Source organism: Actinoallomurus sp. CA-150999 (genome assembly GCF_050942425.1).
In the GTDB taxonomy this organism is placed as follows: domain Bacteria; phylum Actinomycetota; class Actinomycetes; order Streptosporangiales; family Streptosporangiaceae; genus Actinoallomurus.
In genome coordinates, this window is record NZ_CP192063.1 from 4,750,385 (window position 1) to 4,774,324 (window position 23,940).

The window sequence follows — 23,940 nt, forward strand, 5'->3', positions numbered from 1 at the left end:
CCGGGTGCGCAAGCGGAGGTCATCTCCCACCTGATCGGCTGCGCTCCTTCGGGAGACGAGAGGCTGATGGGTTCCGGTCAGAGGCACGTTTTACGCGTGCCCGCCTCGTCGGCTCTGGCCGCCGGGGCGTCCGGTAGTGGCGATGGCCCCGCATGCGAGTCATGCGGGGCTTTTCCTTTGAAGAGCCCAGGGTATGGCCGGTCAGGACAGCTCGGAAGCCCCAAGGAGGTCCCATCAGCGCCGAACCGCGTATCAACGAGCGCATTCGCGTGCCCGAGGTCCGGCTCGTCGGTCCGAACGGCGAACAGGTCGGCATCGTACCGATCGCCAAGGCACTCGACCTTGCCCGGGAGTCCGACCTCGATCTCGTCGAGGTCGCCCCGACCGCGAGGCCGCCCGTGGCCAAGCTCATGGACTACGGCAAGTTCAAGTACGAGTCCGCGATGAAGGCCCGCGATGCGCGACGTAACCAGGCGCACACGGTCATCAAGGAGATCAAACTCCGGCCGAAGATCGATCCGCACGACTACGGCACGAAGAAGGGCCACGTCGAGCGGTTCCTCAAGGCAGGTGACAAGGTCAAGGTCACGATCATGTTCCGTGGCCGCGAGCAGTCCCGGCCGGAGCTGGGGTTCCGGCTGTTGCAGCGGCTGGCGGAGGACGTCGAGGAGCTCGGCTTCGTCGAGTCCCGTCCCAAGCAGGACGGCCGCAACATGATCATGGTCCTCGGACCGCACAAGAAGAAGAGCGAGGCAAAGGCCGAAACGCGCACCGCGACGGGAAGTCGTGCGCGACGGCAGCAGGAGGAGCACGGTTCCCCGGCCTGACCGGGCCCGCTCCGCCACGACCCTGCTCACCGAGCGGGGTCGTCTCGCGAAGAGGTAAGCACACGCGCCTCTCAGGCGTATAGCACTCCGCGCGGAGTCGCTGTATGCCCGGATCGAGGCGCCCGGACTTAGGGAGACGTCGGCGACCATGCCGAAGATGAAGACGCACAGTGGTGCCAAGAAGAGGTTCAAGCTGACCGGCACCGGCAAGGTCATGCGCCGCCGCGCCAACCGCAACCACCTGCTCGAGCACAAGCCGACCAAGCGCACGCGTCGGCTCGACGGAGCGGTCGTGGTGTCCAAGAACGACGAGACCAAGATCAAGAAGCTGCTCGGCGAGTAAGCCCGGCACCACCTGATCGCCGGGCTCCGGCACCCCTTCGGTGCCGGCAGACCCGTTAGTCGAACGACCGGCCGGAGCCCACAAGGCACGGCCTCCACGAAGGAGTTCAAGACGTGGCACGCGTGAAGCGGGCGGTCAACGCCGCCAAGAAGCGCCGGGTCGTCCTCGAGCGGGCGAGTGGCTACCGTGGCCAGCGGTCCAGGCTGTACCGCAAGGCCAAGGAGCAGCAGCTCCACTCGATGACGTACGCCTTCCGTGACCGGAAGGACCGCAAGGGCCAGTTCCGTCGCCTGTGGATCCAGCGGATCAACGCGGCGGCCCGCGCGAACGGCATGACGTACAACCGGTTCATCCAGGGCCTGCGCGAGGCCGGCGTCGAGGTCGACCGCCGCATGCTCGCCGAGCTCGCGGTCAACGACGCCGCGGCGTTCACGGTCCTCGTCGAGACGGCCAAGAAGGCGCTGCCCGCCGAGGGCAGCGCGGCCGCCTGACCGCGCAGATAACGACGCTGATGGCGGGCCGCGACCTGATCTCCACTCGATCACCACGGGTGAAGGCGGCTCGTCGGCTCGCCAAACGCGCGTTCCGCCGCCGCGAGCGGCGGTTTCTCGCCGAGGGCCCCCAGGCGGTACGGGAGGCCCTCGCGCTCGACGGCGTTCTCGTCGAGCTGTTCACCACCGCCGAGGCGGAGAACCGCCACCACGACCTGATCGTCCAGGCGGAGCGCTCCGGCGTCCCGATCTTCCGGGTGAGCGGCGAGGTCATGGCCGAGCTCGCCCAGACCGTCACTCCGCAGGGTCTGCTGGCCGTCTGTGCGTTCGTCGACGTCGATCTCGAGGGCGTGCTCGCGTCGCCTCCGCGCCTGGTGACCGTGCTGGCGCACGTTCGTGATCCCGGGAACGCCGGCACCGTCCTGCGCACCGCCGACGCCGCGGGCTCCGACTCGGTGATCTTCACGGACGCCTCCGTCGACCCGTACAACGGCAAGTGCGTACGCGCCTCGGCCGGCAGCCTGTTCCATCTTCCGGTCGTGGTCGGGCCGCGCTTCGACGTCTTGATCCCGGCGCTCAAGGAGTCCGGTCTGACGGTTCTGGCGGCCGACGGGGCCGGAAAGTGCTCCCTGGACGCCGCGCTCGACGCGGGAACGCTTGCGGGCCCGACGGCCTGGGTGTTCGGCAACGAGGCGTGGGGTCTGCCGGAGGAGATCCTGGACGCGGTCGACGAGGTCGTGCGCGTTCCCATCTACGGAAGGGCTGAGAGCCTCAACCTCGCCACCGCGGCCGCCGTGTGCCTGTACGCCTCGGCCCGGGCACAGCGTTCCGCCACGCCCTCCTGAGACCCGGATCGCCCAAGCGGTCCGTCGCATCCGGCCCGGTGGCAAAAGGTGACCGCGGCCATGGGAGCGGGCATCCGATGCCGAACGCAACAAGGATGTCTTCCCGCTGTAACAAATCGGCGTCCCGATTCGTTCAATCGAACAAAAGCCGACATGATCGATGCTGTTGATTCCGCCGTGCCGGATCGGTGAACCGGCCGGACGGCGGTTCGCGCTTCGGGGCGGCCGTCACGGTATCAACGAAGATTCCGATGAACGGGGCAAAACGGATGAATACGAATATAAAGGGCATTCCACTGCCTCGCCGACGAGCGGCGGTGAGCTGCGAGCGGCTCTCGAGCAGGTCTCCGATGGCGCGCGGGGGCGCCCACCGGTGCCAGATGACCGGCCGCGCGATGGCCGCCACGGTGGTACGGCGCTACGGCGCCGTCGCGGTCGTGGCGATCGGCGGTGAGATCGACGTGCAGACGGCGGGGCGGCTGCGCGCGGATCTCCTGAGCCTGGCCGACAGCGGCCACATCCACCTCGTCGTCGACTTCGGCGCCGTGAGCTTCTGCGACGCCGCCGGGCTCGGCGTGCTGGTCGCGGTGGGCAACCGGCTCCGGGAGAAGGGCGGCACGCTCTGTCTCGCGGGGGTGCGGCCCGCTCAGCGGAGGATTCTGCGAATCACCCGGCTCGACGCGCTGTTCCCCACATATGACACCGTCGACGAGGCATTTCAGCACTGACTCGCCCTAGGCGACATGCCGGGAACATCTGACGTTAACGACTCTGGCGTGGCGGGATTTCCGCCGTCCGCACTAGAGTCAGGCTGTCGTAGTCAATATGGAGCCGGGGGAGGTGGCGGGGGTCGTGGGCGGACCGGTTCCGCGTGGCTCTGAGCCCTCCGCCGGGCGGGCGGCGGCGTACGGGGTCGGCCCCGATTCGCTGCCCGATGGGCTGCTCGTGGCCGACGCCGACCGGAGGGTCGTCGTGTTCAACCGCGCCGCGGTGCGGTTGACCGGCATGCCGAAGGCCGAGGCGCTCGGCCGCGACTTCGCCGACGTCCTGCCGCTGCGCGACGCCGACGGCCGAGACTGGTGGAAGTGCCTCGACCCGTACAGCGGACTGGCGATCCGCACCCGTCACCCGGAGCGGCCGCTCTACCTCGGCGACGGGCCCGAGCTGCTCGTCACCGCCTCCTACGACCGCGAGCGGGACGGCACCGTGCGCTCGTTCACCGTCGCCCTGCGCGACGCGGCCGAGCGCGCCCGTCACGAGCGCGGCCGGGCGGACCTCGTCTCGACCGTCGCGCACGAGCTGCGGTCGCCGCTGACCAGCGTCAAGGGCTTCACCGCCACCCTGCTGGCCAAGTGGCACCGGTTCAACGACGACCAGAAGCGCGTCATGCTCGAGACGGTCAACGCCGACGCCGACCGGGTGACCCGGCTGATCACCGAGCTGCTGGACGTCTCCCGCATCGAGGCGGGCCGGCTGGAGATGCGCCGCCAGGTCGTCGACGTGGTCGAGGAGGCCCGCAAGATCATCGCCGGCCGGGTCGCCGCGGGTGAGTCGCCGGACCGGTTCGAACTCGACGTGCTGGGTGAGCTGCCGGAAATGTGGCTCGATCCCGACAAGATCGACCAGATCCTCGGCAACCTCGTGGAGAACGCCGTCCGGCACGGTGCTGGTACTGTGACGATCGTGGTGGAGCCGGACGCGAGCACGCGGGGAGCCGTCGTCGCCGTGCGCGACGAGGGCGAGGGCATCCCGCCCGAGGCGGCCCAGCGCGTCTTCCGCCAGTTCTGGCGCGGCCACGGCCAGCCCCGCGGGGGCACCGGCCTCGGTCTCTACATCGTGAAGGGCCTCGTCGAGGCGCACGGCGGCACCATCGACGTGCGGCGCGCCCCCAGCGGCGGCGCCGAGTTCCGATTTAGCCTGCCCGCAGGGGCTCCAGACTTCGCCTGAGAGCGCCGCGGGCTTCCCGACCGGCACGGGTCCGCCATGATCGTGTAATGGCCCGGATCCCGGGCCGGAGGCCGTGCGCCGACTAGACTCGATCGCCGTTCCGCCACTGCTGGAGTACTCCAAACATGTCCGCACCTAATAAGTCATATGACCCCGTCGAGGTCACCGCGCTCCATCCGGACGAGGTGGCCCGCGCGCGCGACGAGGCGCTCGCCGCGATCGCGGCGGCCGAGAGCCTCGACGAGCTGAAACAGGTCCGCCTGGCCCACGCCGGCGACCGTTCGCCGCTCGCGCTCGCCAACCGGGAGATCGGCGCCCTGCCGCCGCACGCCAAGGCCGAGGCCGGCAAGCGCGTCGGCACCGCCCGCCGTGAGGTCTCCGACGCGCTCAAGGCACGTCAGGCCGAGCTGGAGGAGGAGCGCGACCAGCGCGTCCTCGTCGAGGAGGCCGTCGACGTCACCCTGCCGTGGAACCGCACGCCGCGCGGCGCCCGGCACCCGGTGACGACCATCGCCGAGCGCATGGCCGACGTCTTCGTCTCCATGGGCTTCGAACTGGCCGAAGGGCCGGAGGTCGAGGCCGAGTGGTTCAACTTCGACGCGCTGAACTTCCCGCCCGCCCACCCGGCGCGGGAGATGCAGGACACCTTCTTCGTCGAGTCGGAGGACTCGGGCCTCGTTCTGCGGACCCACACCTCGCCGGTCCAGATCCGCGCTCTGCTGACCCGTGAGCTGCCGGTCTACGTCGTCTGCACCGGCCGCACCTTCCGCACCGACGAGCTCGACGCGACGCACAGCCCCGTCTTTCACCAGATGGAGGGCCTCGTCGTCGACGAGGGCATCACCATGGCCGATCTGCGCGGTGCCATCGGCGCGTTCGTCACGGGGATGTTCGGCGAAGGGCTCAAGACCCGCTTCCGCCCGTACTACTTCCCGTTCACCGAGCCGTCCGCCGAGGTCGACATGCAGTGCTTCGTCTGCCGCGGCGCCTCGGCAGAGCCGGGCGGCGAGCCCTGTCGCACCTGCCGGTCGGAGGGCTGGATCGAGCTGGGCGGCTGCGGCATGGTCAACCCGCGCGTGCTGATCGCCGCCGGGGTCGACCCGGAGCGTTACAGCGGCTGGGCGTTCGGCCTGGGCGTCGAGCGCACGCTGATGTTCCGGCACGGGGTCGAGGACATGCACGACATGTTCGAGGGTGACGTGCGCTTCACCCAGGCATTCGGGATGGAGATCTGATGCGCGCCCCTGTTTCGTGGCTGCGGGAGTACGCCGAGCTGCCCGCCGAGGTCACTGCGCGTGACATCGCCCAGAAGCTGATCGCCGCCGGTATGGAGGTCGAGTCCGTCGAGGCCGTCGGGCACGACGTGACCGGTGTCATCACCGGGCAGGTCCTGGAGATCGAGGAGCTCAGCGGTTTCAAGAAGCCGATCCGCTTCTGCCAGGTCGACGTCGGCGAAGGCGAGCCGCGCGGCATCGTCTGCGGCGCGACCAACTTCGTCGCCGGCGACCGCGTGCCGGTCGCGCTGCCGGGCGCCGTGCTGCCCGGCGGGTTCGCGATCGCCGCGCGCAAGACGTACGGCAGGGTGTCCGACGGCATGATCTGCTCCGAGGCCGAGCTCGGCCTGGCCGAGAGCAGCCCCGGCATCCTCATCCTGCCGCCGGACACGCCCCTCGGGGCCGACTTCGTCGAGCTGACCGGGCTCCGCGACGAGGTGCTCGACATCGCGATCACGCCGGACCGCGGCTACACCGCCTCGATCCGCGGCGTCGCCCGCGAGGTCGCGACGGCGTACGACGTGCCGTTCCGTGACCCCGCCGACGTCGAGCTCCCGGCCGAGACCGGCGAGTCGTACCCGGCGAGCATCGCGGACCCGACCGGCTGCGACCGCTTCGTCCTCCGGGAGGTGCGCGGCTTCGCGCCCGACGCGCCGTCGCCACTGTGGATGCGGGTCCGGCTGGCCTACGCCGGGATGCGCTCGGTGTCCCTGGCCGTTGACGTCACCAACTACCTGATGCTCGAGCTGGGCCAGCCGCTGCACGCCTTCGACCGGGCGAAGCTGACCGGCCCGATCGTCGTCCGCCGGGCCGAGCCGGGCGAGCGGCTGGAGACCCTCGACCACGTCGTACGGGACCTGCACCCGGACGACGTCCTGATCACCGACGGGTCGGGCCCGATCTCGATGGCCGGGACGATGGGCGGCCTGCACACCGAGATCGACGAGAAGTCGGCCGACATGGTGATCGAGGGCGCGCACTTCTCGGCGAGCGACCTGGCGCGGCAGGGCCGCCGTCACAAGCTCAAGAGCGAGGCGCTGTACCGCTTCGAGCGTGGCGTCGACCGTGACCTGCCGCTGGTGGCGACCCTCAAGGCCGTGCGGATGCTGGCCGAGCTCGGCGGCGCCGAGGTGCTGCCCGGCGTGACGCACGCCGAGGCGCCGGCGGAGAACGTCACGATCACCATCCCGGCCGGCCACCCGGACCGCGTCGCGGGCGTCGCGTACGGCCGCGACACGGTGGTCAAGCGGCTGCGTGACGTCGGCTGCGAGGTCACCGGCGACGATGTCCTCACCGTGACGCCGCCGTCCTGGCGGCCCGACCTGTGCGACCCGAACGACCTCGCCGAAGAGGTCATCCGGCTCGAGGGCTACGAGAACATCCCCGCGCGCGCCCCGCGTTCGGTCGCCGGGCGGGGTCTCACCCCGGCGCAGCGGCTGCGCCGCCGCGTCGGCCGGGCCCTGGCCGCGGCCGGATACGACGAGGTGATCAACTACCCGTTCGTGTCCGCGGGCGACTGGGACGCCCTGCAGCTGCCGGCCGACGACGCCCGTCGGCGCGCGCTACGGCTGGCCAACCCGCTCACCGAGGACGAGCCGCTCCTGCGCACGACGCTGCTCCCGGCGCTGCTGCGCACGCTGGGCCGCAACGTCGGGCGCGGCTTCGCCGACGTCGCCCTGTTCGAGACGGGCCTCGTCTACCGGCCCCGTCCGGACGCCCCGACCCCGCCGCGACCGCCGGTCGACCGCGCGCCCACGGCGGAGGAGCTCGCCGCCATCCAGGCGGCGCTGCCCGACCAGCCACAGCGCGTCGCCGCGGTCCTGGCCGGGGCCCGCGAGCCGGCCGGCTGGTGGGGCGAGGGCCGCCCGGCGACCTGGGCCGACGCCATCGAGGCCGCCCGGGTCATCGCGGCCGAGGCGGGCGTCGAGCTGGAGGTCAAGGCGGACCAGCACGCGCCCTGGCACCCCGGCCGCTGCGCCGCGCTGTTCGCCGACGGGACCCTCGTCGGCCACGCGGGGGAGCTGCACCCCCGGGTGACCAAGGCGTACGACCTGCCGTCGCGTGCCTGCGCCATGGAGCTCGACCTGAGCCTGCTGGAGCCGAAGGCGTCCGGCACCGTGACCGCGCCGCACGTCGCGACGTACCCGGTGGCCACCCAGGACATCGCCCTGACCGTGGCCGGACACGTCCCCGCCGCCGAGGTGGAGGCCGCGCTCCGGGCGGGCGTCGAGGCGCAGGGCGCCGGGGAGCTCCTCGAGTCGATCCGGCTCTTCGACGTGTACACCGGTGAGCAGGTCGGCGAGGGGAACAAGTCGCTCGCCTACACGCTCCGGTTCCGCGCGTCCGACCGTACGCTCACGGCCGAGGAGACCACCGCCGTCCGGGACGCCGCCGTCGCCGCCGCGGCCGAGCGGGTCGGCGCCGTTCTCCGCGGCGCCTGACCTGGGAGCCATCCGGACGGAGATCCGCCGGACACGCCCCTAGGGCGTATCCGGCGGATCTTTGTCCGGCTGCGTGGCTCGCCACGAACAAGACCCACCGGACACGCCCTAACACCGCGTCGTGATCACGACGCGGTCGTCTCACACCGGCCGGCGTGCGAGAGGCCGGCCATGTCGGTTGCCGAGGGCTCAGCGGGCCCGGCCGGTCGGCCTCGCCCACGACGCTCGGCGGAAACGAGGGCAAGGGTGTGTCCGGTAGATCCACCGGACACACCCTTGGCAGGGTGTCCCCGTGCTCAGCTCGTGGCGATGGCGGGGTCGCTCGTGCTCGGGCGTCCGGTCTCGACGTGGCCGGCCAGCCGCCGCAGGAACGTGCCGTCGTGGTCGGAGACGACCGACAGGTCGTACCAGCCGTGGCTGCGACCCGCCGCTGCCACGTGGACGACGCGCGCGCCCGGCTGGACCCGGTACGTGGCCGTGCGCCCGTTGCGGTAGGCGTCCTTGACCGTGAGCCGTACGGGGTTCTTGCCGCCGTTGGTCAGCACCAGCTGGACCTCCTCACGCCCGCCGTCGTGGCGCGCGGCCACCTCGGGGCCGGCGCTGCCACCGCGACCGGCGAGCCGCCGGAAGAAGCCGTTCGGACCGTGCACCCGGACGTCGTACGCGCCCGTCCCGCTCCACGTCGCGGAGAGCCGCCGGCCCGCGCCCACGGTGTAGGTCCAGGGCCCGTTCGCGTGGGTCGTGGAGGTCACGTAGAAGGTCGCGGTCGCCTCGCCGTGATCGGCGAAGTCGATCGCCAGACCGTCGGCTCCCACGCGACCGTCGGCGGCCAGGTCGTACGGCAGCGGCCGGGCCGGGCGCAGCCCGCGCTCCTGCTTCGGCAGCGCCGGATTCGCCGGCGGCGTCGGAACGTAGTCGGGGTGCCGGTCCCGGTCCGGCGGGACATAGCCGCTGGTGTCGGGGAGCGCGGGCATCCGGGCGGCGGTGTGGCCGAAGTCGAACGCCGAGGTCAGGTCGCCGCAGACGGCCCTGCGCCAGCCCGAGATGTTCGGCTCGTGAACGCCGAAGCGCTGCTCCATGAACCGGATGATCGAGGTGTGGTCGAAGACCTCGGAGCACACCCAGCCGCCCTTGCTCCAGGGCGACACGACGAACATCGGGACGCGCTGCCCCAGGCCGTACGGACCGGCGACGCTCTGGCCGGATCCCGGGAAGATCTCACCGGCGACGTCGACGGTCGAGCGCCCCTGCGCCGGAGACGACGGCGGGTACGGCGGCACGGCGTGGTCGAAGAAGCCGTCGTTCTCGTCGTAGGTGATGAACAGCGCCGTCTTGCTCCACACGTCCGGGTTGGCCGTGAGCGCGTTCAGGACCTGGGAGATGTACCAGGCGCCGTAGTTGACGGGCCAGTTCGGGTGCTCGGTGAAGGCCTCGGGCGCGGCGATCCACGAGATCTGCGGCAGCCGGCCGGCCTGAACGTCGGCCTTGAGGACGTCGAAGAATCCCTGGCCGTGCTTGGCGTCGGTGCCGGTCCGCGCCTTGTCGTAGAGCGGGTCGCCGGGCTTGGCGTTCCGGTACTGGTTGAAGTAGAGCAGCGAGTTGTCGCCGTAGTTGCCGATGTAGGCGTCGTTCGTCCATCCCCAGGAGCCCGGGCCGTCGAGGCCGTCGCCGGCATCCTGGTAGATCTTCCAGGAGATCCCGGCCTTCTCCAGGCGCTCGGGATAGGTCGTCCAGGAGTAGCCCACCTCGTCGTTGCCGAGGACGGGGCCGCCGCCGGTGCCGTCGTTGCCCGTGTAGCCGGTCCACATGTAGTAGCGGTTCGGGTCGGTGGGGCCGATCATCGAGCAGTGGTAGGCGTCGCAGATCGTGAAGGCGTCGGCCAGCGCGTAGTGGAACGGGATGTCCTTACGCGTGAGGTACGCCATCGTGGTGGCGGTCTTGGCCGGCACCCACTTGTCGTACGCGCCGCCGTTCCAGGCGGTGTGCCCGCCGTTCCAGCTGTGGTCGAGGTCCTGGAGGAACCGCAGGCCGAGGTCGGTCGCGTCCGGGTGGAACGGGAGGACGTCCTTGGCGCCGTCGGACTGGTTCCAGACCGGCTTGCCGCTCGGCAGCGTCACGGGATGCGGATCGCCGAATCCGCGCACACCGCGCAGCGTGCCGAAGTAGTGGTCGAAGGACCGGTTCTCCTGCATGAGGACCACGATGTGCTCGATGTCCCGCAGAGTGCCGGTGCGACGGGCCGCGGGGACCTCCGCGGCCCGGGCGATGCTCGTGGACAGCGCGGTCATCGCGGCCGTCCCACCGGCGAGTTGCATGAATCGTCGACGGTTGATGTCGGTCATGAATGGCCTGCCTCGGGGTCGGATCGGCGGGGCAGGACAGTGTTCTCAAGTGATCGGCAACGCTCCACGGCGGATGGGGGAAATCGGGAAGAAGGCTTGGCCAACCCGGGTAGCCGGGCACGGCCAAGCCTGGAAACGGACGTGGGTCCGCGTGGGTCACTTTCTCCGGAGGGCGCGGCGCGGCCCGCGCTTGGCGGCCTTCTTCACGGCGGCGGGCAGATCCCGCAGCTCGCGTTCCCGACCGTGTTCCTCTCGCTCGGCGAGCCGGCCGGCGGCGAAGGCCTCGACGGCCGGTGTCCCGGGCCGGCCGGCGAAATCACCGAGCCGTTCGGCGGCGACCACGCCGTCCTGGTAGGCGCCGAGCACCTCCTGCAGCCGCTCCGCGCGGCGGGCCAGCTTCTTCGCGGGGGAGCCCAGGGCGGGCACGGCGGCCTCGGCGGTGTAGCGGGCTCGTTTGGCGGCCTTACGGGTGTCGTGGAGTGCGACGTCGCGGGCCTCGCTCGGGGGAAGTTCGGCGGAGTGGGCGTGCCGGCGCAGCATCTTCCGCCAGGTCTGGTCGACGACCTTGGCCGTCTCCCGCCGGGCCGGCCGGCCGGCGCGTCCGCCGATGAAGGGCGGGGAGGTCAGGAAGGCGTCGACCGCGTCCAGGAGAGCGAGGTACCGCGGCGTCGACAGGCTCTCGCGCAGCCGGTCGCGGGCACGGAGCTCCTCCGCGGCCATCTCGGCCAGCCACGTCGGCCGCTGGTCGGCGTCGGGCCGGTCCGCCAGGCGCCGCTCGAATCGCGCGCGGAGCACCTCCAGGTCACGGACCTCGCCCAGCGCGTCGGCCAGCCACTTCAGCTCGGTGTCGAGACCGGCGACGCGGGCCGGATCGATCATGCTGCGATGGGTGCGGAGGAGGCTGCGCATCCGCCGTACGCTCACGCGCATCCTGTGCACCGTGTCGTCGTCGTGGTCGGCCAGGCGGACGAGCGGGTCGTACGCCAGCATCTTGTCGAAGTGCTTGGCGAGATAGGTCACGAGGACCCCTCCGGCGGTGCCGGTGTCCACGCGCCGGTCGGAGGAGGGGACCGCCTCCAGCGTCCGGGCCAGCTTGGACCGGGCCGCCGACTCCCTCGCACCGGCGCCGAGCAGGTGGTCGCCGACGGCCGACAGGAAGTCGTCGGACGCGGTGACGGCCTCGATCTCGATCTCGCGCCACGCCATCAGGTGGACCTCGCCGCCGCTCCGGCCGAAGGGGTGCGCGTGCACCGTGTCGTCGGCCAGTTTCGCCAGCACCCGGCCGTTCTTTCCCAGGAGGGGGCGTTCGATCCGGCGGGTCTCCACCTCGGCCACGGGCACGAGCGGCCTCCCGCGCGTGCGGACGGTGACGAGCGTGGCGAGTTCCGCCGGCACGGTCTGCTCACCGCCGTCGCCGAGCGGCAGCTGGATCTCTCGCTTGGTGTTCGTGCCCGCCGGCAGTTTGAGGTGCCATCCGGCGTCATCGCCGCCGCGCCGGCGGCGCAGGGTGATCCCGTGGGCGGCGAGCCGCAGGTCCTCGGTGTCGAAGTACCGGGCCTGGAGGGTGTGCGTGGCGGGTTCGCCGACCTTTACGCGGGCTTCCCGCAGGTCGGGAAGCACGAAGTCGGCGTCGGCGTCGTACTTGCGCTCGAGTTCCGTGTGATGCGCCACGGCGAATCTCCCTCAAAACATGTATATATCGGGCAAAACGGCATACCCAGATATACGCCGTTGAAGATTCGCCGGGAAGTCTTCCGCGAGCGTCAGGACCGGGGGCGGGCTTCCGTGAGCGTCAGGGCCGGGGGTGAGCTTCCGCGAGTGTCAGGGCCGGGAGTGGGCTTCCGTGAGCGTCAGGGATCGGGGCGGGCCCGACGCGGGGTCAGCCCGCCTTCTGGAACGCGGTGACGGTGGCGCCGCTCTTCGTGCAGTCGGCACCGCGGCCGTTCTGCTGGATCTGGTCGGGCGGGTAGATGACGCACGACCAGCCCTGGACCGAGAGCTCACCGCCGCTGCCCTGGCCCGGTGCCTTGCCCTCGGCGATCTCGGCGAAGAACGCCTTGTACACCGAGACCGCCTCGGCGCAGGACGCCGAACCCTTGGTCACCTTGAGGTACGCCGGGGCGCCGCCGGCGGCGTCGACCTTCCCGCAGTCGGCCTGGCCGGTCGCCGTCGTCTTGGCGGCCTTCGGCTTGGAACCGGAGCCGCATCCGGTGACGGCGAGCAGGGCGGCCAAGGGCAGGGAGAGCAGGGCGATCCGGCGCATGGAGGGGACCTTAGCGGTTTCCCGGGAACCGGAAAGGCGCTTGCATGATGATGCAGCGAAATGCATACTTAACACAGCGCCACGGAGGAGGAGACGATGGGCACGCGTGCGGCGATCGCCGGAGCGAGCGGCTATGCGGGAGGTGAGCTGCTGCGTGTGCTGGCCGGGCACCCCGAGTTCGAGATCGGCGCGCTGACCGCGAACGCGAGCGCGGGCACACCGCTCGGCGCGCACCAGCCGCATCTGCACCCGCTGGCCGACCGGATCCTCGCCGAGACGACACCCGAGACCCTGGCCGGTCACGACATCGTCTTCCTCGCCCTGCCTCACGGCCAGTCCGGGCCGATCGCGGAGCTGCTGGGCGACGACGTGCTCGTCGTCGACTGCGGCGCCGACTTCCGGCTCGCCGATGCCGCCGACTGGGAGCACTACTACGGCGGCGCGCACGCGGGCACCTGGCCGTACGGCCTGCCGGAGCTGCCCGGCAACCGCGAGCGGCTCCGCGCCACGCGGCGCATCGCGGTGCCGGGGTGCTACCCGACCGTGTCGCTGCTCGCGTTGTTCCCCGCGTACGCCGCCGGGCTGGCCGAGCCCGACGCCGTGATCGTCGCGGCGTCCGGCACCTCCGGCGCGGGCCGGGCGGCCAAGCCCAACCTGCTCGGCAGTGAGGTCATGGGCTCGATGAGCGCGTACGGCGTCGGCGGCGTCCACCGCCACACCCCGGAGATCACCCAGCAGCTGTCCACGGTGGCGGGGCACCCGGTCACCGTGTCGTTCACGCCGACCCTCGCGCCGATGAGCCGCGGCATCCTCGCCACCTGCTCGGCCAGGGCCGCGCCCGGCGTCACCGCCCAGGGCGTGCGGGAGGCGTACGCGGACGCCTACGCCGACGAGCCGTTCGTCCGTCTCCTGCCCGAGGGCCAGTGGCCCGCGACCGCGATGACGCTCGGCGCGAACACCGCCGTCGTCCAGGTCGCCCTCGACGAGCGCGCCGGGCGCGTCGTCGCCGTGGCCGCCATCGACAACCTGACCAAGGGCACCGCCGGCGGGGCCGTGCAGAGCGCGAACCTCGCCCTCGATCTGCCAGAAGCAATGGGTCTCACCACGATCGGAGTCGCCCCGTGAGCGTCACCGCCCCCCTCGGATTCAGAGCGGCCGGATTGGCCGCGGGCATCAAGAAGGGCGGTGAGCGCGACCTCGCCCTCGTCGTCAACGACGGTCCGTCCCGCGCGGCGGCCGGCGTCTTCACCCGCAACCGCGTGAAGGCCGCGCCGGTGCTGTGGTCGGAGCAGGTGCTGCGCGGTGGCCGCGTGCGCGCCGTCATCCTCAACTCCGGTGGGGCCAACGCCTGCACCGGCCCGGCGGGCTTCCAGGACACGCACCAGACGGCCGAGAAGGTCGCGGACGTCCTCGGCGACTCGGCCGGCGAGGTCGCGGTCTGCTCCACCGGTCTCATCGGCGAGCGGTTGCCGATGGACGCCCTGCTCGGCGGCGTCGACAAGGCCGCCCGCGAGCTGTCGCGCGACGGCGGCCTGCCGGCGGCCGACGCGATCCGGACCACGGACACCGTCGCCAAGATCGCCTTCCGCCGGGCGACCGCCGGCTACACCGTCGGCGGCATGGCCAAGGGCGCGGGCATGCTCGCGCCGGCCCTCGCCACCATGCTCTGCGTGATCACGACCGACGCCGACGTCGACACGGCGACCCTCGACCGGGTGCTGCGGCGGGCCTGCGAGGTGACGTTCGAGCGCCTCGACACCGACGGCTGCATGTCCACCAACGACACCGTCCTGCTGCTGGCCAGCGGGGCGAGCGGCGTCAGCCCGTCCGAGGACGAGCTCGCCGAGACCGTCACCGACATCTGCGCCGACCTCGCCCGGCAGCTGCTGCTCGACGCCGAGGGCGCCACCAAGGCGATCGCGATCGAGGTCGTCGGCGCGGCCAACGACCACGACGCGGTGCTGGTCGGGCGCTCGGTGGCCCGCAGCAACCTGCTCAAGTGCGCGATCCACGGCGAGGACCCCAACTGGGGCCGCGTGCTGTCCGCCGTCGGCACCACCGAGGCCGTCTTCGACCCCGACCGCCTCAACGTCGCGATCAACGGCGTCTGGGTGTGCCGCAACGGATCCTTCGGCGACGACCGGTCCAAGGTCGACATGCGGCCCCGCGACGTGACCATCACCGTCGACCTCAGCGCCGGCCCCCACACCGCGACCGTGCACACCACCGACCTCACCGCCGACTACGTCCACGAGAATTCGGCGTACTCCTCATGAGCCCCACACCACAGATCCGTACGGCCGCCAGCGAGGCCGCCCTGCAGAAGGCCGCCACGCTCATCGAGGCGCTGCCCTGGCTGGAGGAGTTCCACGGCAAGACCGTCGTGATCAAGTACGGCGGGCATGCCATGGTCGACGACGACCTGCGGCTGGCCTTCGCCCGTGACGTCGCCTTCCTCCGGTACGCCGGGCTCCGCCCGGTGGTGGTGCACGGCGGCGGCCCGCAGATCAACGCGCACCTCGACCGGCTGGGCCTGAAGAGCACGTTCAAGGCCGGTCTCCGGGTGACCACGCCGGAGACCATGGACGTCGTCCGCATGGTCCTGGTCGGCCAGGTCGGCCCCGACGTCGTGGGCCTGCTCAACCAGCACGGCGCGTTCGGCGTCGGCATGTCGGGGGAGGACGCCCGGCTGTTCACCGCCCAGCGCAAGGCCGCCGTGGTGGACGGCGAACAGATCGACATCGGTTTGGTCGGCGAGATCGTCGACGTCGACTCCGGAGCGGTCCGCAGCCTCCTCGACGACGGCCGCATCCCGGTGATCTCCAGCATCGCCCGCGGCGAGGACGGCGAGGTCTACAACGTCAACGCCGACACCGCGGCGGGCGCGCTGGCGGCCGCCCTCCAGGCCAGCAAGCTGGTCGTGCTGACCGACGTGGAGGGTCTGTACTCCGACTGGCCGGCCGACGGTTCCGGGGACCCCTCGGAGGTCATCGACCAGATCACCGCCGACGACCTGGAGAAACTTTTGCCCGATCTGTCAGCGGGCATGGTGCCAAAGATGGAGGCCTGCCTGCGCGCGGTGCGCGGCGGGGTCCCGCAGGCCCACGTGCTCGACGGCCGGGTGCCGCACGCGCTGCTGCTGGAGATCTTCACCGACGAGGGAATCGGAACCATGGTGGTGCCGGCATGAGCGCCCACGAAGCCGAGCAGGGGACACGCATGAGCGACCTGCGGAAGCGGTTCGAGGCCGCACTGATGCCCAACTACGGTGTCCCGCCGCTCGCGCTCGCCCGCGGCGAGGGCTGCCGGGTCTGGGACACCGACGGCAACGCCTACCTCGATCTCATCGGCGGCATCGCGGTCTCCGCGCTCGGGCACGGCCATCCGGCGCTGGTCCAGGCGGTCTCCGCGCAGGTCGCCACCCTCGCGCACACCTCCAACCTGTTCCTGCACGAGCCGGAGGTGCTGCTCGCCGAGCGCCTCCTCGAGCTGCTGGGCGGCGACGGGCGCGTCTTCTTCGCCAACTCCGGCACCGAGGCCAACGAGGCGGCCTACAAGCTCATCCGGCGCCATGCAGGCAGGGGGGCGGCGGGGCGTAGCCACGGGGGTGAAGCACGCCGCACGTACGTGGTGGCGGCGGACAGCAGCTTCCACGGCCGGACGATGGGCGCGCTGGCGCTGACCGGCAAGGCGTCGATCCGCGAGCCGTTCGGCCCGTTCGCCGCCGACGTACGGTTCGTGACGTACGGCTCGGTCGACGAACTGCGGGCCGCCGTCACCGGCGACTGCGCGGCCATCTTCCTCGAGCCGACCCAGGGCGAGGCGGGCGTGATCCCCGCGCCGGAGGGCTACCTCGCGGCCGCGCGGGCGATCTGCGACGAGACCGGAGCGGCGCTCGTCCTCGATGAGATCCAGAGCGGCATCGGCCGCACCGGCACCTGGTTCCAGCACCAGCACGAGGGCGTACGGCCCGACGTGATCACTCTGGCGAAGGGGCTGGGTGGCGGGCTGCCGATCGGCGCCTGCGTCGGTTTCGGCCCGTACGCCACGGCGTTCGGCAAGGGCGATCACGGCTCGACGTTCGGCGGCAACCCCGTCGCCTGCGCCGCCGCGCTGGCCGTCCTGGACACCATCGAGCGCGAGGGCCTCCTCGAGCACGTCACCAAGGTCGGCGACCAGCTCGCCGCCGGCATCGAAGCGATCGACCATCCGCTCCTGGCGGGCGTACGCGGCCGGGGGCTGTGGCGGGCGATCGTCCTCACCGAGCCCAAGTCCGCCGCCGTCGAGGCCGCCGCCCGCGACGCCGGCTTCCTCGTCAACGCGGTCGCGCCCCAGGCGGTCCGGCTCGCCCCACCGCTGATCATCACGCCGGACGAGGCCGCCTCCTTCGTCACGGCCCTGCCGGGAATCCTGGTGGCGACGTCATGACCACACCGCTGACGAAGACGGCGCGGCAGTCGCGGATCATCGAGCTGCTCGGCCGCAACGCCGTGCACTCCCAGAGCGAGCTGGCCCGGCTGCTCGCCGACGCCGGCGTCGACGTCACCCAGGCCACCCTGTCGCGTGACCTCGTCGACATCGGCGCGGTGAAGCTGCGGGCCGCGGACGGTTCGCTGATCTACGCGGTGCCGGGGGAGGGCGGCGAGCGCATCCGCCGGGCCCGCACCGGCGCCGCCGAGACGTTCGGCGGCCGGCTGGCCCGGCTCGCCCAGGAGCTGCTGGTCTCCGCCGAGGCCTCCGCCAACCTGGTGATCGTGCGCACCCCGGCCGGCGGCGCGCAGTTCCTCGCCTCGGCCATCGACCACGCCGACTGGCCCACCGTGCTCGGCACCGTGGCCGGCGATGACACGATCCTCGTCATCGCGCGAGACCCCGCGGGCGGCGACGAGCTCGCGGCCGCGCTGCTGGCGCTGACCGAGCGGCGCCCGGACGACCGGGCCCCGCGAGCCGCGCGCGGCGGCGTGGGCGGCGCGCCCACCGACTCCTCCTGGGACCCGGTGGCCGACCCCGACGGCGGCACCGTTCAGGTCCCCCGCAGCACCGCCCCGATCATCTCGGCGGCCCCCGAGAAGGCCGAGCGACGATCTTAGGGGCGTCCGGTCGGAGATCCACCGGACGTCCCCTAGGGCGCCGTTCAGGCGGCGCCCGCCGTCAGCGTCAGACTTTTCGAATACTGGAGCCATCGTCATGACCGAACGCGTCGTACTCGCGTATTCCGGAGGTCTCGACACCTCCGTCGCCATCCCGTTCCTCGCCGAGCAGACCGGCGGTGAGGTCGTCGCCGTCGCCGTGGATCTCGGGCAGGGCGGAGAGGACCTCGAGGTCATCCGGAAGCGCGCTCTGGCCTGCGGCGCCGTCGAAGCGGTCGTCGTGGACGCCAGGGAGGAGTTCGCGGCGGACTTCTGCTTCCCGGCCCTCAAGGCCAACGCCCTCTACATGGACCGCTACCCGCTGGTGTCCGCGCTGTCCCGGCCGCTGATCGTCAAGCACCTCGTCGCCGCGGCGAAGGAGCACGGCGGCACGACGGTGTCGCACGGCTGCACGGGCAAGGGCAACGACCAGGTCCGCTTCGAAGCCGGCCTGTCGGCCCTCGCCCCCGAGCTCAAGGTGATCGCGCCCGCCCGGGACTTCGCCTGGACCCGGGACAAGGCCATCACCTTCGCCGACGAGAAGGGCCTGCCGATCGACGTCACGTCCAAGTCGCCGTACTCCATCGACCAGAACCTCTGGGGCCGCGCCATCGAGACCGGCTTCCTGGAGGACATCTGGAACGCTCCGATCGAGGACGTCTACGCCTACACGTCGGACCCGGCGCAGCCGCGCGAGGCCGACGAGGTGGTCATCACCTTCAAGGAAGGCGTCCCCGTCGCGCTGGACGGCCGGGAGCTCAGCCCGTACCAGCTCGTCGCCGAGCTCAACCAGCGGGCCGGTGCCCAGGGCGTCGGCCGCCTCGACATGGTCGAGGACCGCCTGGTCGGGATCAAGAGCCGCGAGGTCTACGAGGCACCGGCCGCGATCACGCTGATCAACGCCCACCAGGAGCTGGAGAACGTCACGGTCGAACGCGACCTCGCCCGCTTCAAGCGCGGCGTGGACCAGCGCTGGAGCGAGCTGGCCTACGACGGCCTGTGGTTCTCGCCGCTGATGGACGCGCTCGACGTCTTCATCGGCGAGGCCCAGAAGCACGTGTCCGGCGACGTCCGGATGACCCTGCACGGCGGCCGGGCGGTCGTCACGGGACGGCGCAGCGCCGCGTCCCTCTACGCCTACGACCTCGCCACGTACGACACCGGCGACACGTTCGACCAGAGCCTCGCCAAGGGCTTCGTCGAGCTGTGGAGCCTGCCGAGCAAGATCGCGGCCGAGCGGGACCGCCGGCTCGGCTGAACCACCTCGGCCGGTCGGTCTCCCGGCCGCCGTCGGCCACGTGTGACCGGCCGACATTTTGCCCACGCGGGACCGGCCGACATTTTGTCCACCATCAATGCTCCGGGCCCGACGGCCCGGGCGGCACCCGCCGACACGGCCGGGCCGCCATGCAGTAGTTTCGCATCGGCGGCCGGTCAGGTCGCGGACGCCTGCCGACAGTTTCCAGGGGAGAAGAACAGCGTGACGGACGACCAGCAGCACAAGACGCCGACCAGGCTGTGGGGCGCCCGGTTCGAGGGCGGTCCGTCCGAGGCCCTCGCCCGCCTGTCGGTCAGCGTGCAGTTCGACTGGCGGCTCGCCCCGTACGACCTGCTGGGGTCGCGAGCCCACGCCCGGGTCCTGCACCGCGCGGACCTGCTCACCGAGGACGAGCTGCGCCGCATGCTCGACGCCCTCGACGACCTGGACAACGCCTGCCGCACCGGCGAGTTCCGCCCGACGGTCGCCGACGAGGACGTCCACACCGCGCTGGAGCGCGGCCTGCTCGAGCGGCTCGGCGCCCTCGGCGGCAAGCTGCGCGCCGGCCGCAGCCGGAACGATCAGGTCGCCACCGACCTGCGGCTCTACCTGCGGGACCACGTCCGGCAGATCGTGTCCCGGCTCGTGGAGCTGGAGACCGCGCTGATCGCCCAGGCCGACCACAACCTCGGCGTCGCCGCTCCAGGCATGACCCACCTGCAGCACGCCCAGCCGGTGCTGTTCTCGCACCAGCTGCTGGCGCACGTGCACGCGTTCGCCCGCGACGTCGACCGGCTGCGCGACTGGGACAAACGGGCCGCGATCAGCCCGCTGGGCTCCGGTGCCCTCGCCGGGTCCTCGCTGCCGCTGGACCCGGAGGCGGTCGCGGAGGAGCTGGGCTTCACCGCCGCCGCCCCCAACTCGATGGACGCCGTGAGCGACCGCGACTTCGCCGTCGAGTTCCTCGCCGCCGCCGCGCTGATCGGCGTCCACCTGTCGCGCCTGAGCGAGGAGGTCGTGCTCTGGGCGTCCCAGGAGTTCCGCTGGATCGAGATGGACGACACCTACGCGACCGGGTCGTCGATCATGCCGCAGAAGAAGAACCCGGACGTCGCCGAGCTGGCCCGCGGCAAGTCCGGCCGGCTCATCGGTCACCTCACCGCGCTGCTGACCACGCTGAAGGGCCTGCCGCTCACCTACAACCGCGACTTCCAGGAGGACAAGGAGGGCGTGTTCGACGCCGTCGACACCCTGCTGCTCGTCCTGCCCGCGATGTCCGGCCTGATCGCCACCATGCGCGTCAACACCGAACGCCTGGAGGCGCTCGCCCCCCAGGGCTTCGCCCTCGCCACCGACGTCGCCGAGCTGCTGGTCCGTAAGGGTGTGGCGTTCCGCGACGCGCACGAGGTCGTCGGTCACCTCGTCGTGTGGTGCCAGGTCAACGACAAGGACTTCGGCGACCTCACCGACGACGAGCTGGCCAAGGTCTCCCCGCACCTGACCCCCGACGTACGCGACGTCTTCTCCGTCCAGGGCGCGCTCGCCGCTCGCAAGGCGTACGGCGGCACCTCGCCGGAGCGCGTCGCCGAGCAGCTCACGACGCTGCGCTCGCTCGTCGACGGCCACGCCTCCTGGGCGGCCTCGGGAATCTGATGAGCGTTCCGCTCCCGCGCGCGTTCTTCGACCGCCTGCCCGAGGCGGTCGCACCCGACCTCCTCGGCTGCGTCCTCGAACGCTCGTCGCCGGAGGGAACGGTCGCGGTGCGCCTGACGGAGGTGGAGGCGTACGCCGGCCCCCTCGATCCGGCCTCGCACGCCTTCCGGGGCCGGACGGACCGTAACGCCGTGATGTTCGGTCCGCCCGGCCACGCGTACGTGTACTTCACCTACGGCATGCACAACTGCGTGAACCTCGTGTGCCTGGGGGACGGCACCGCGGCGGCCGTCCTGATCCGCGCCGGTGAGATCATCGAGGGCCGGGAGCTGGCGATGGCCCGCCGTCCACGCTCTTCGGTCCGCGATCTGGCGCGGGGCCCCGCCCGGCTCTGCGAGGCCCTGGCGATCGACCGGGCGCTCTACGGCGCCGACGTCTGCGACCCGGAGAGCCCCCTGCGCGTGCTGCCCGGGACGTCGTCGGCGGAGGTGCGCACCGGGCCCCGTACGGGGGTGACCAGCGCCAAGGACGTGCCCTGGCGGTTCTGGATCGACGGGGACCCGAGCGTCTCCGCGTACCGCCTGCACGCGCCCCGCCGCCGGCCGACGCCGGAGACACGCGGCTAGGGTTCATGCCCGTGCCCGGGTGAGCCGCGCCGCCGAGACGAGGTGGATCGCGGCCAGGACGGTGCCGCCGGCGATCATTCCCGGGTCGCGCAGGGAGATCCCGATCGCCGCGTCCGCGACCTGGGCCGGTCCGGCGACGGCCAGCACCGGGACCAGCCCACGCTGCGGCCGGACGATGACGCCTCCCGGATCCCGACAACCGGCGACGGCAGCGGCTGGAGCGGACGCGCCCTGCTCGCCGAGTGCACCGAGGCGGCGCGGGCCCTCGACGACGACCTCACCGCCGCGCTCGACGCCGAACAGCGCGCCACGCTCGAAGATCTGCTCGCCGCCGCCGAGGGCCTCCCGGCCTGAGAGGCCGGCCGGGCCTGGCGGTGCCTGGAAGCAAATCGGTGGGAGACGCACCGGACGACCCGTTACCTTGAAGCCGAACCGGTCCGGCATCCTTGGAAGGGACCGGACGTACGTACGAGACGAGGAAGAACGTGACCGACATACTGGACGATCTCGCCTGGCGAGGCCTGATCACACAGTCCACCGACCCGGACGAACTGCGGGCCATGCTCGCCTCGGGGCCGGTCACGCTCTATTGCGGATTCGATCCGACCGCGCCTTCACTGCACGTCGGGAGCCTGATGCAGCTCCTGACGCTCCGCCGGTTCCAGCAGGCGGGCCACCGTACGATCGGGCTGGTCGGCGGCGCCACCGGACTCATCGGCGACCCCAGCGGAAAGAGCGCCGAGCGTACGCTCAACTCCGAGGAGGTCGTCGCCGGCTGGGTCGAGCGCATTCGGAAGCAGGTCTCCCGGTTCGTCGAGCTGGCCGACGACCGCGGCCTCATCGTCAGCAACCTCGACTGGACCGCGCCCATGTCGGCCATCGAGTTCCTGCGCGACATCGGCAAGCACTTCCCCGTCAACCGCATGCTCGCGCGGGAGACGGTCAAGTCGCGGCTGGACACCACCGGCATGAGCTACACCGAGTTCAGCTACGTGCTGCTGCAGTCCCTGGACTTCCTCGAGCTGTACCGCAGGTACGGCTGCCGCCTGCAGACCGGCGGCAGCGACCAGTGGGGCAACCTCACCGCCGGCGTCGACCTCATCCGCCGCGTGGAGGGCGGAAGCGCGCACGCGCTCACGACCCCGCTCGTGACACGGGCCGACGGCACGAAGTTCGGCAAGACGGCCGGAGGCGAGACCTACTGGCTCGATCCCGAGCTGACCTCGCCGTACGCCTTCTACCAGTTCTGGCTGAACGCCGACGACCGTGACGTCGTGACGTACCTGAAATACTTCAGCTTCCGGAGCCACGAGGAGATCGAGGAGCTGGAGAAGGCGACCAGCGAACGCCCTGCGGCTCGCGCCGCACAGCGAGCCCTCGCCGAGGAGCTCACCACGCTCGTCCACGGGGCGGAGGAGACGCAGCGGGTGATCGCCGCGTCCCGTGCGCTGTTCGGCCAGGGCGACCTGGGCGAGCTGGACGAGCGCACGCTGGCCAGCGCGCTCGCCGAGGTGCCGTCCACGACGGCTTCCGGGCCGCTGCCGCCGGTCGTGGACCTCCTCGCGGCGACGGGCCTCGTGGGCAGCAAGTCCGAGGCACGCCGTACGGTCGCGCAGGGCGGTGCCTACGTCAACAACGTCAAGGTCACCGACGAGGCGGCGGTGCCCGATCAGAGCGATCTGCTCCACGGCCGCTTCCTCGTCCTGCGGCGTGGCAAGCGCAACATCGGCGGAGTGACGGTCGACTCGTAACGAACCCGCGTGGGCGGCACCCGGGTAGACCGGGCGCCGCCCACGGCGCTCTCCGCGACCTGACGTGGCCCGGTGTGGCCTGACGTGAGGCCGGCGTGATCGTCGGTGGACCCTGTCGTTCGAAGGTCTGCTGGAGCTGTGCGACCGGTAGTCCGAGGTGGCGGGCGCAGGGCGCTTCTGGCGCAATGGTGCCCGTGCCTGGCCGTCCCTGCCTGACGGCACCGGGGAGCAGGCGACTCGGGACGTGAACCGGTCCGCCTGGAGCCCGCCGCCGCTCCCACACGAACGGGGCACCTGGGCACTGGACCCGGATCAGGCTGCCGGGAATATCCCCGGAGCGCTCGTCGGTTGACCACATACGCGGGCGAGGTCGGCGATCCCGACGATGCCTGCGGCTGTCGGGACGATCGCCTCGGCGACCGACAGCGGTTCCGAGCAGAGATCCCGGTGATCCGGGAACACGCTATTTGAGAACCGTCGAATCATCTGAGCCGACGACGAAGAGGTCGACCCCGGATTGCGATCTGCGCGTACGCGATCGAGTCCGCCGATTTGACGGTGTTTCCCGGTGGCCGTAATGTTCTCTTCGCCCCAAGGGGAGCGGGACACCGGAAGGTGGCCGGCCCGGGGGAAACCCGCACCGAGTGCTTCTGGTTCGGACCACGGTTCGAGCGAGGTAGCATGGTGTGGTCGCCCCGAGACGGGATGCGGAACATCGCTGAGAGCGGTGGTCGGCCCGGTGGGGAACTT

The 23,940-nt window shown here is 71.6% G+C and carries 20 protein-coding genes and 1 pseudogene; 17 read left to right on the plus strand and 4 right to left on the minus strand.

What is annotated here, in order from left to right:
* The first annotated feature begins 161 nt into the window (after window positions 1-161).
* The 8 genes from infC (at window position 162) to pheT (ending at window position 8,168) form a co-directional block, all read left to right on the plus strand.
* Window positions 162-827 (plus strand): translation initiation factor IF-3, encoded by a 666-nt coding sequence (gene infC / locus ACQP2O_RS22205; protein ID WP_433188290.1) that lies wholly within the window; start codon window positions 162-164, stop codon window positions 825-827.
* 148 nt (window positions 828-975) lie between these two features.
* A complete protein-coding gene (rpmI, locus tag ACQP2O_RS22210; protein WP_345438553.1) occupies window positions 976-1,170 on the plus strand; it encodes a 50S ribosomal protein L35 in 195 nt (64 codons plus the stop codon).
* Window positions 1,171-1,283: 113 nt separating this feature from the next.
* Window positions 1,284-1,661 carry a 50S ribosomal protein L20 gene (gene rplT / locus ACQP2O_RS22215; RefSeq protein WP_345356301.1) on the plus strand — a complete coding sequence of 126 codons (378 nt, stop codon included), beginning with the start codon at window positions 1,284-1,286 and terminating at the stop codon, window positions 1,659-1,661.
* A gap of 20 nt (window positions 1,662-1,681) precedes the next feature.
* Window positions 1,682-2,506 (plus strand): TrmH family RNA methyltransferase, encoded by an 825-nt coding sequence (locus ACQP2O_RS22220; protein WP_433188294.1) that lies wholly within the window; start codon window positions 1,682-1,684, stop codon window positions 2,504-2,506.
* A 350-nt stretch (window positions 2,507-2,856) separates the two neighbouring features.
* On the plus strand, window positions 2,857-3,234 hold the full coding sequence (locus ACQP2O_RS22225; protein ID WP_433188296.1) for an STAS domain-containing protein: 378 nt from the start codon (window positions 2,857-2,859) through the stop codon (window positions 3,232-3,234).
* Window positions 3,235-3,331: 97 nt separating this feature from the next.
* On the plus strand, window positions 3,332-4,453 hold the full coding sequence (locus ACQP2O_RS22230; protein WP_433188299.1) for an ATP-binding protein: 1,122 nt from the start codon (window positions 3,332-3,334) through the stop codon (window positions 4,451-4,453).
* A gap of 125 nt (window positions 4,454-4,578) precedes the next feature.
* Entirely contained in the window at window positions 4,579-5,688 is a 1,110-nt protein-coding gene (pheS, locus tag ACQP2O_RS22235; RefSeq protein WP_433188301.1) for a phenylalanine--tRNA ligase subunit alpha, read from the plus strand.
* Entirely contained in the window at window positions 5,688-8,168 is a 2,481-nt protein-coding gene (gene pheT / locus ACQP2O_RS22240) for a phenylalanine--tRNA ligase subunit beta (protein ID WP_433188304.1), read from the plus strand. The genes pheS and pheT overlap by 1 nt, the downstream gene beginning before the upstream one ends.
* 296 nt (window positions 8,169-8,464) lie before the next feature.
* Here the strand turns inward: pheT and ACQP2O_RS22245 are convergent, their stop codons facing one another.
* The 3 genes from ACQP2O_RS22245 to ACQP2O_RS22255 form a co-directional block, all read right to left on the minus strand.
* Window positions 8,465-10,510, minus strand: a complete 2,046-nt coding sequence (locus ACQP2O_RS22245) for a phosphocholine-specific phospholipase C (RefSeq protein ID WP_433188307.1) — start codon at window positions 10,508-10,510, stop codon at window positions 8,465-8,467.
* Between the two features lie 156 nt (window positions 10,511-10,666).
* Window positions 10,667-12,181 carry a CHAD domain-containing protein gene (locus ACQP2O_RS22250; RefSeq protein ID WP_433188310.1) on the minus strand — a complete coding sequence of 505 codons (1,515 nt, stop codon included), beginning with the start codon at window positions 12,179-12,181 and terminating at the stop codon, window positions 10,667-10,669.
* 208 nt (window positions 12,182-12,389) lie between these two features.
* Complete coding sequence (locus tag ACQP2O_RS22255) at window positions 12,390-12,773, minus strand: hypothetical protein (protein WP_433188313.1); 384 nt, start codon at window positions 12,771-12,773, stop codon at window positions 12,390-12,392.
* 96 nt (window positions 12,774-12,869) lie between these two features.
* On the opposite strand from ACQP2O_RS22255, the gene argC reads away from it, so the two are divergent.
* The 8 genes and pseudogenes from argC (at window position 12,870) to ACQP2O_RS22295 (ending at window position 21,439) form a co-directional block, all read left to right on the plus strand.
* A complete protein-coding gene (argC, locus tag ACQP2O_RS22260; RefSeq protein ID WP_433188316.1) occupies window positions 12,870-13,898 on the plus strand; it encodes an N-acetyl-gamma-glutamyl-phosphate reductase in 1,029 nt (342 codons plus the stop codon).
* A complete protein-coding gene (gene argJ, locus ACQP2O_RS22265) occupies window positions 13,895-15,049 on the plus strand; it encodes a bifunctional glutamate N-acetyltransferase/amino-acid acetyltransferase ArgJ (protein ID WP_433188319.1) in 1,155 nt (384 codons plus the stop codon). Before argC ends, argJ begins: the two co-directional genes overlap by 4 nt.
* The gene (gene argB / locus ACQP2O_RS22270) at window positions 15,046-15,963 is read left to right on the plus strand and encodes an acetylglutamate kinase (protein ID WP_433188322.1); all 918 of its coding nucleotides are present in this window, start codon (window positions 15,046-15,048) and stop codon (window positions 15,961-15,963) included. The genes argJ and argB overlap by 4 nt, the downstream gene beginning before the upstream one ends.
* Complete coding sequence (locus tag ACQP2O_RS22275; RefSeq protein WP_433188325.1) at window positions 15,960-17,201, plus strand: acetylornithine transaminase; 1,242 nt, start codon at window positions 15,960-15,962, stop codon at window positions 17,199-17,201. The genes argB and ACQP2O_RS22275 overlap by 4 nt, the downstream gene beginning before the upstream one ends.
* A pseudogene (locus ACQP2O_RS22280) lies at window positions 17,198-17,701 on the plus strand (arginine repressor); the annotation flags it as partial. The gene ACQP2O_RS22275 and the pseudogene ACQP2O_RS22280, both read left to right, overlap by 4 nt.
* 259 nt (window positions 17,702-17,960) lie before the next feature.
* Window positions 17,961-19,160 (plus strand): argininosuccinate synthase, encoded by a 1,200-nt coding sequence (locus tag ACQP2O_RS22285; RefSeq protein ID WP_433188329.1) that lies wholly within the window; start codon window positions 17,961-17,963, stop codon window positions 19,158-19,160.
* A gap of 222 nt (window positions 19,161-19,382) precedes the next feature.
* Window positions 19,383-20,813 carry an argininosuccinate lyase gene (gene argH, locus ACQP2O_RS22290; protein ID WP_433188332.1) on the plus strand — a complete coding sequence of 477 codons (1,431 nt, stop codon included), beginning with the start codon at window positions 19,383-19,385 and terminating at the stop codon, window positions 20,811-20,813.
* A complete protein-coding gene (locus ACQP2O_RS22295; RefSeq protein ID WP_433188335.1) occupies window positions 20,813-21,439 on the plus strand; it encodes a DNA-3-methyladenine glycosylase in 627 nt (208 codons plus the stop codon). The genes argH and ACQP2O_RS22295 overlap by 1 nt, the downstream gene beginning before the upstream one ends.
* Before the next feature lie 3 nt (window positions 21,440-21,442).
* Here ACQP2O_RS22295 and ACQP2O_RS22300 read toward each other — a convergent pair whose 3' ends face one another.
* Complete coding sequence (locus ACQP2O_RS22300; protein ID WP_433188338.1) at window positions 21,443-21,844, minus strand: hypothetical protein; 402 nt, start codon at window positions 21,842-21,844, stop codon at window positions 21,443-21,445.
* 80 nt (window positions 21,845-21,924) lie between these two features.
* Here ACQP2O_RS22300 and tyrS point away from each other — a divergent pair, with 80 nt between their 5' ends.
* Window positions 21,925-23,190 carry a tyrosine--tRNA ligase gene (tyrS, locus tag ACQP2O_RS22305; protein ID WP_433188341.1) on the plus strand — a complete coding sequence of 422 codons (1,266 nt, stop codon included), beginning with the start codon at window positions 21,925-21,927 and terminating at the stop codon, window positions 23,188-23,190.
* Window positions 23,191-23,940: the final 750 nt, after the last annotated feature.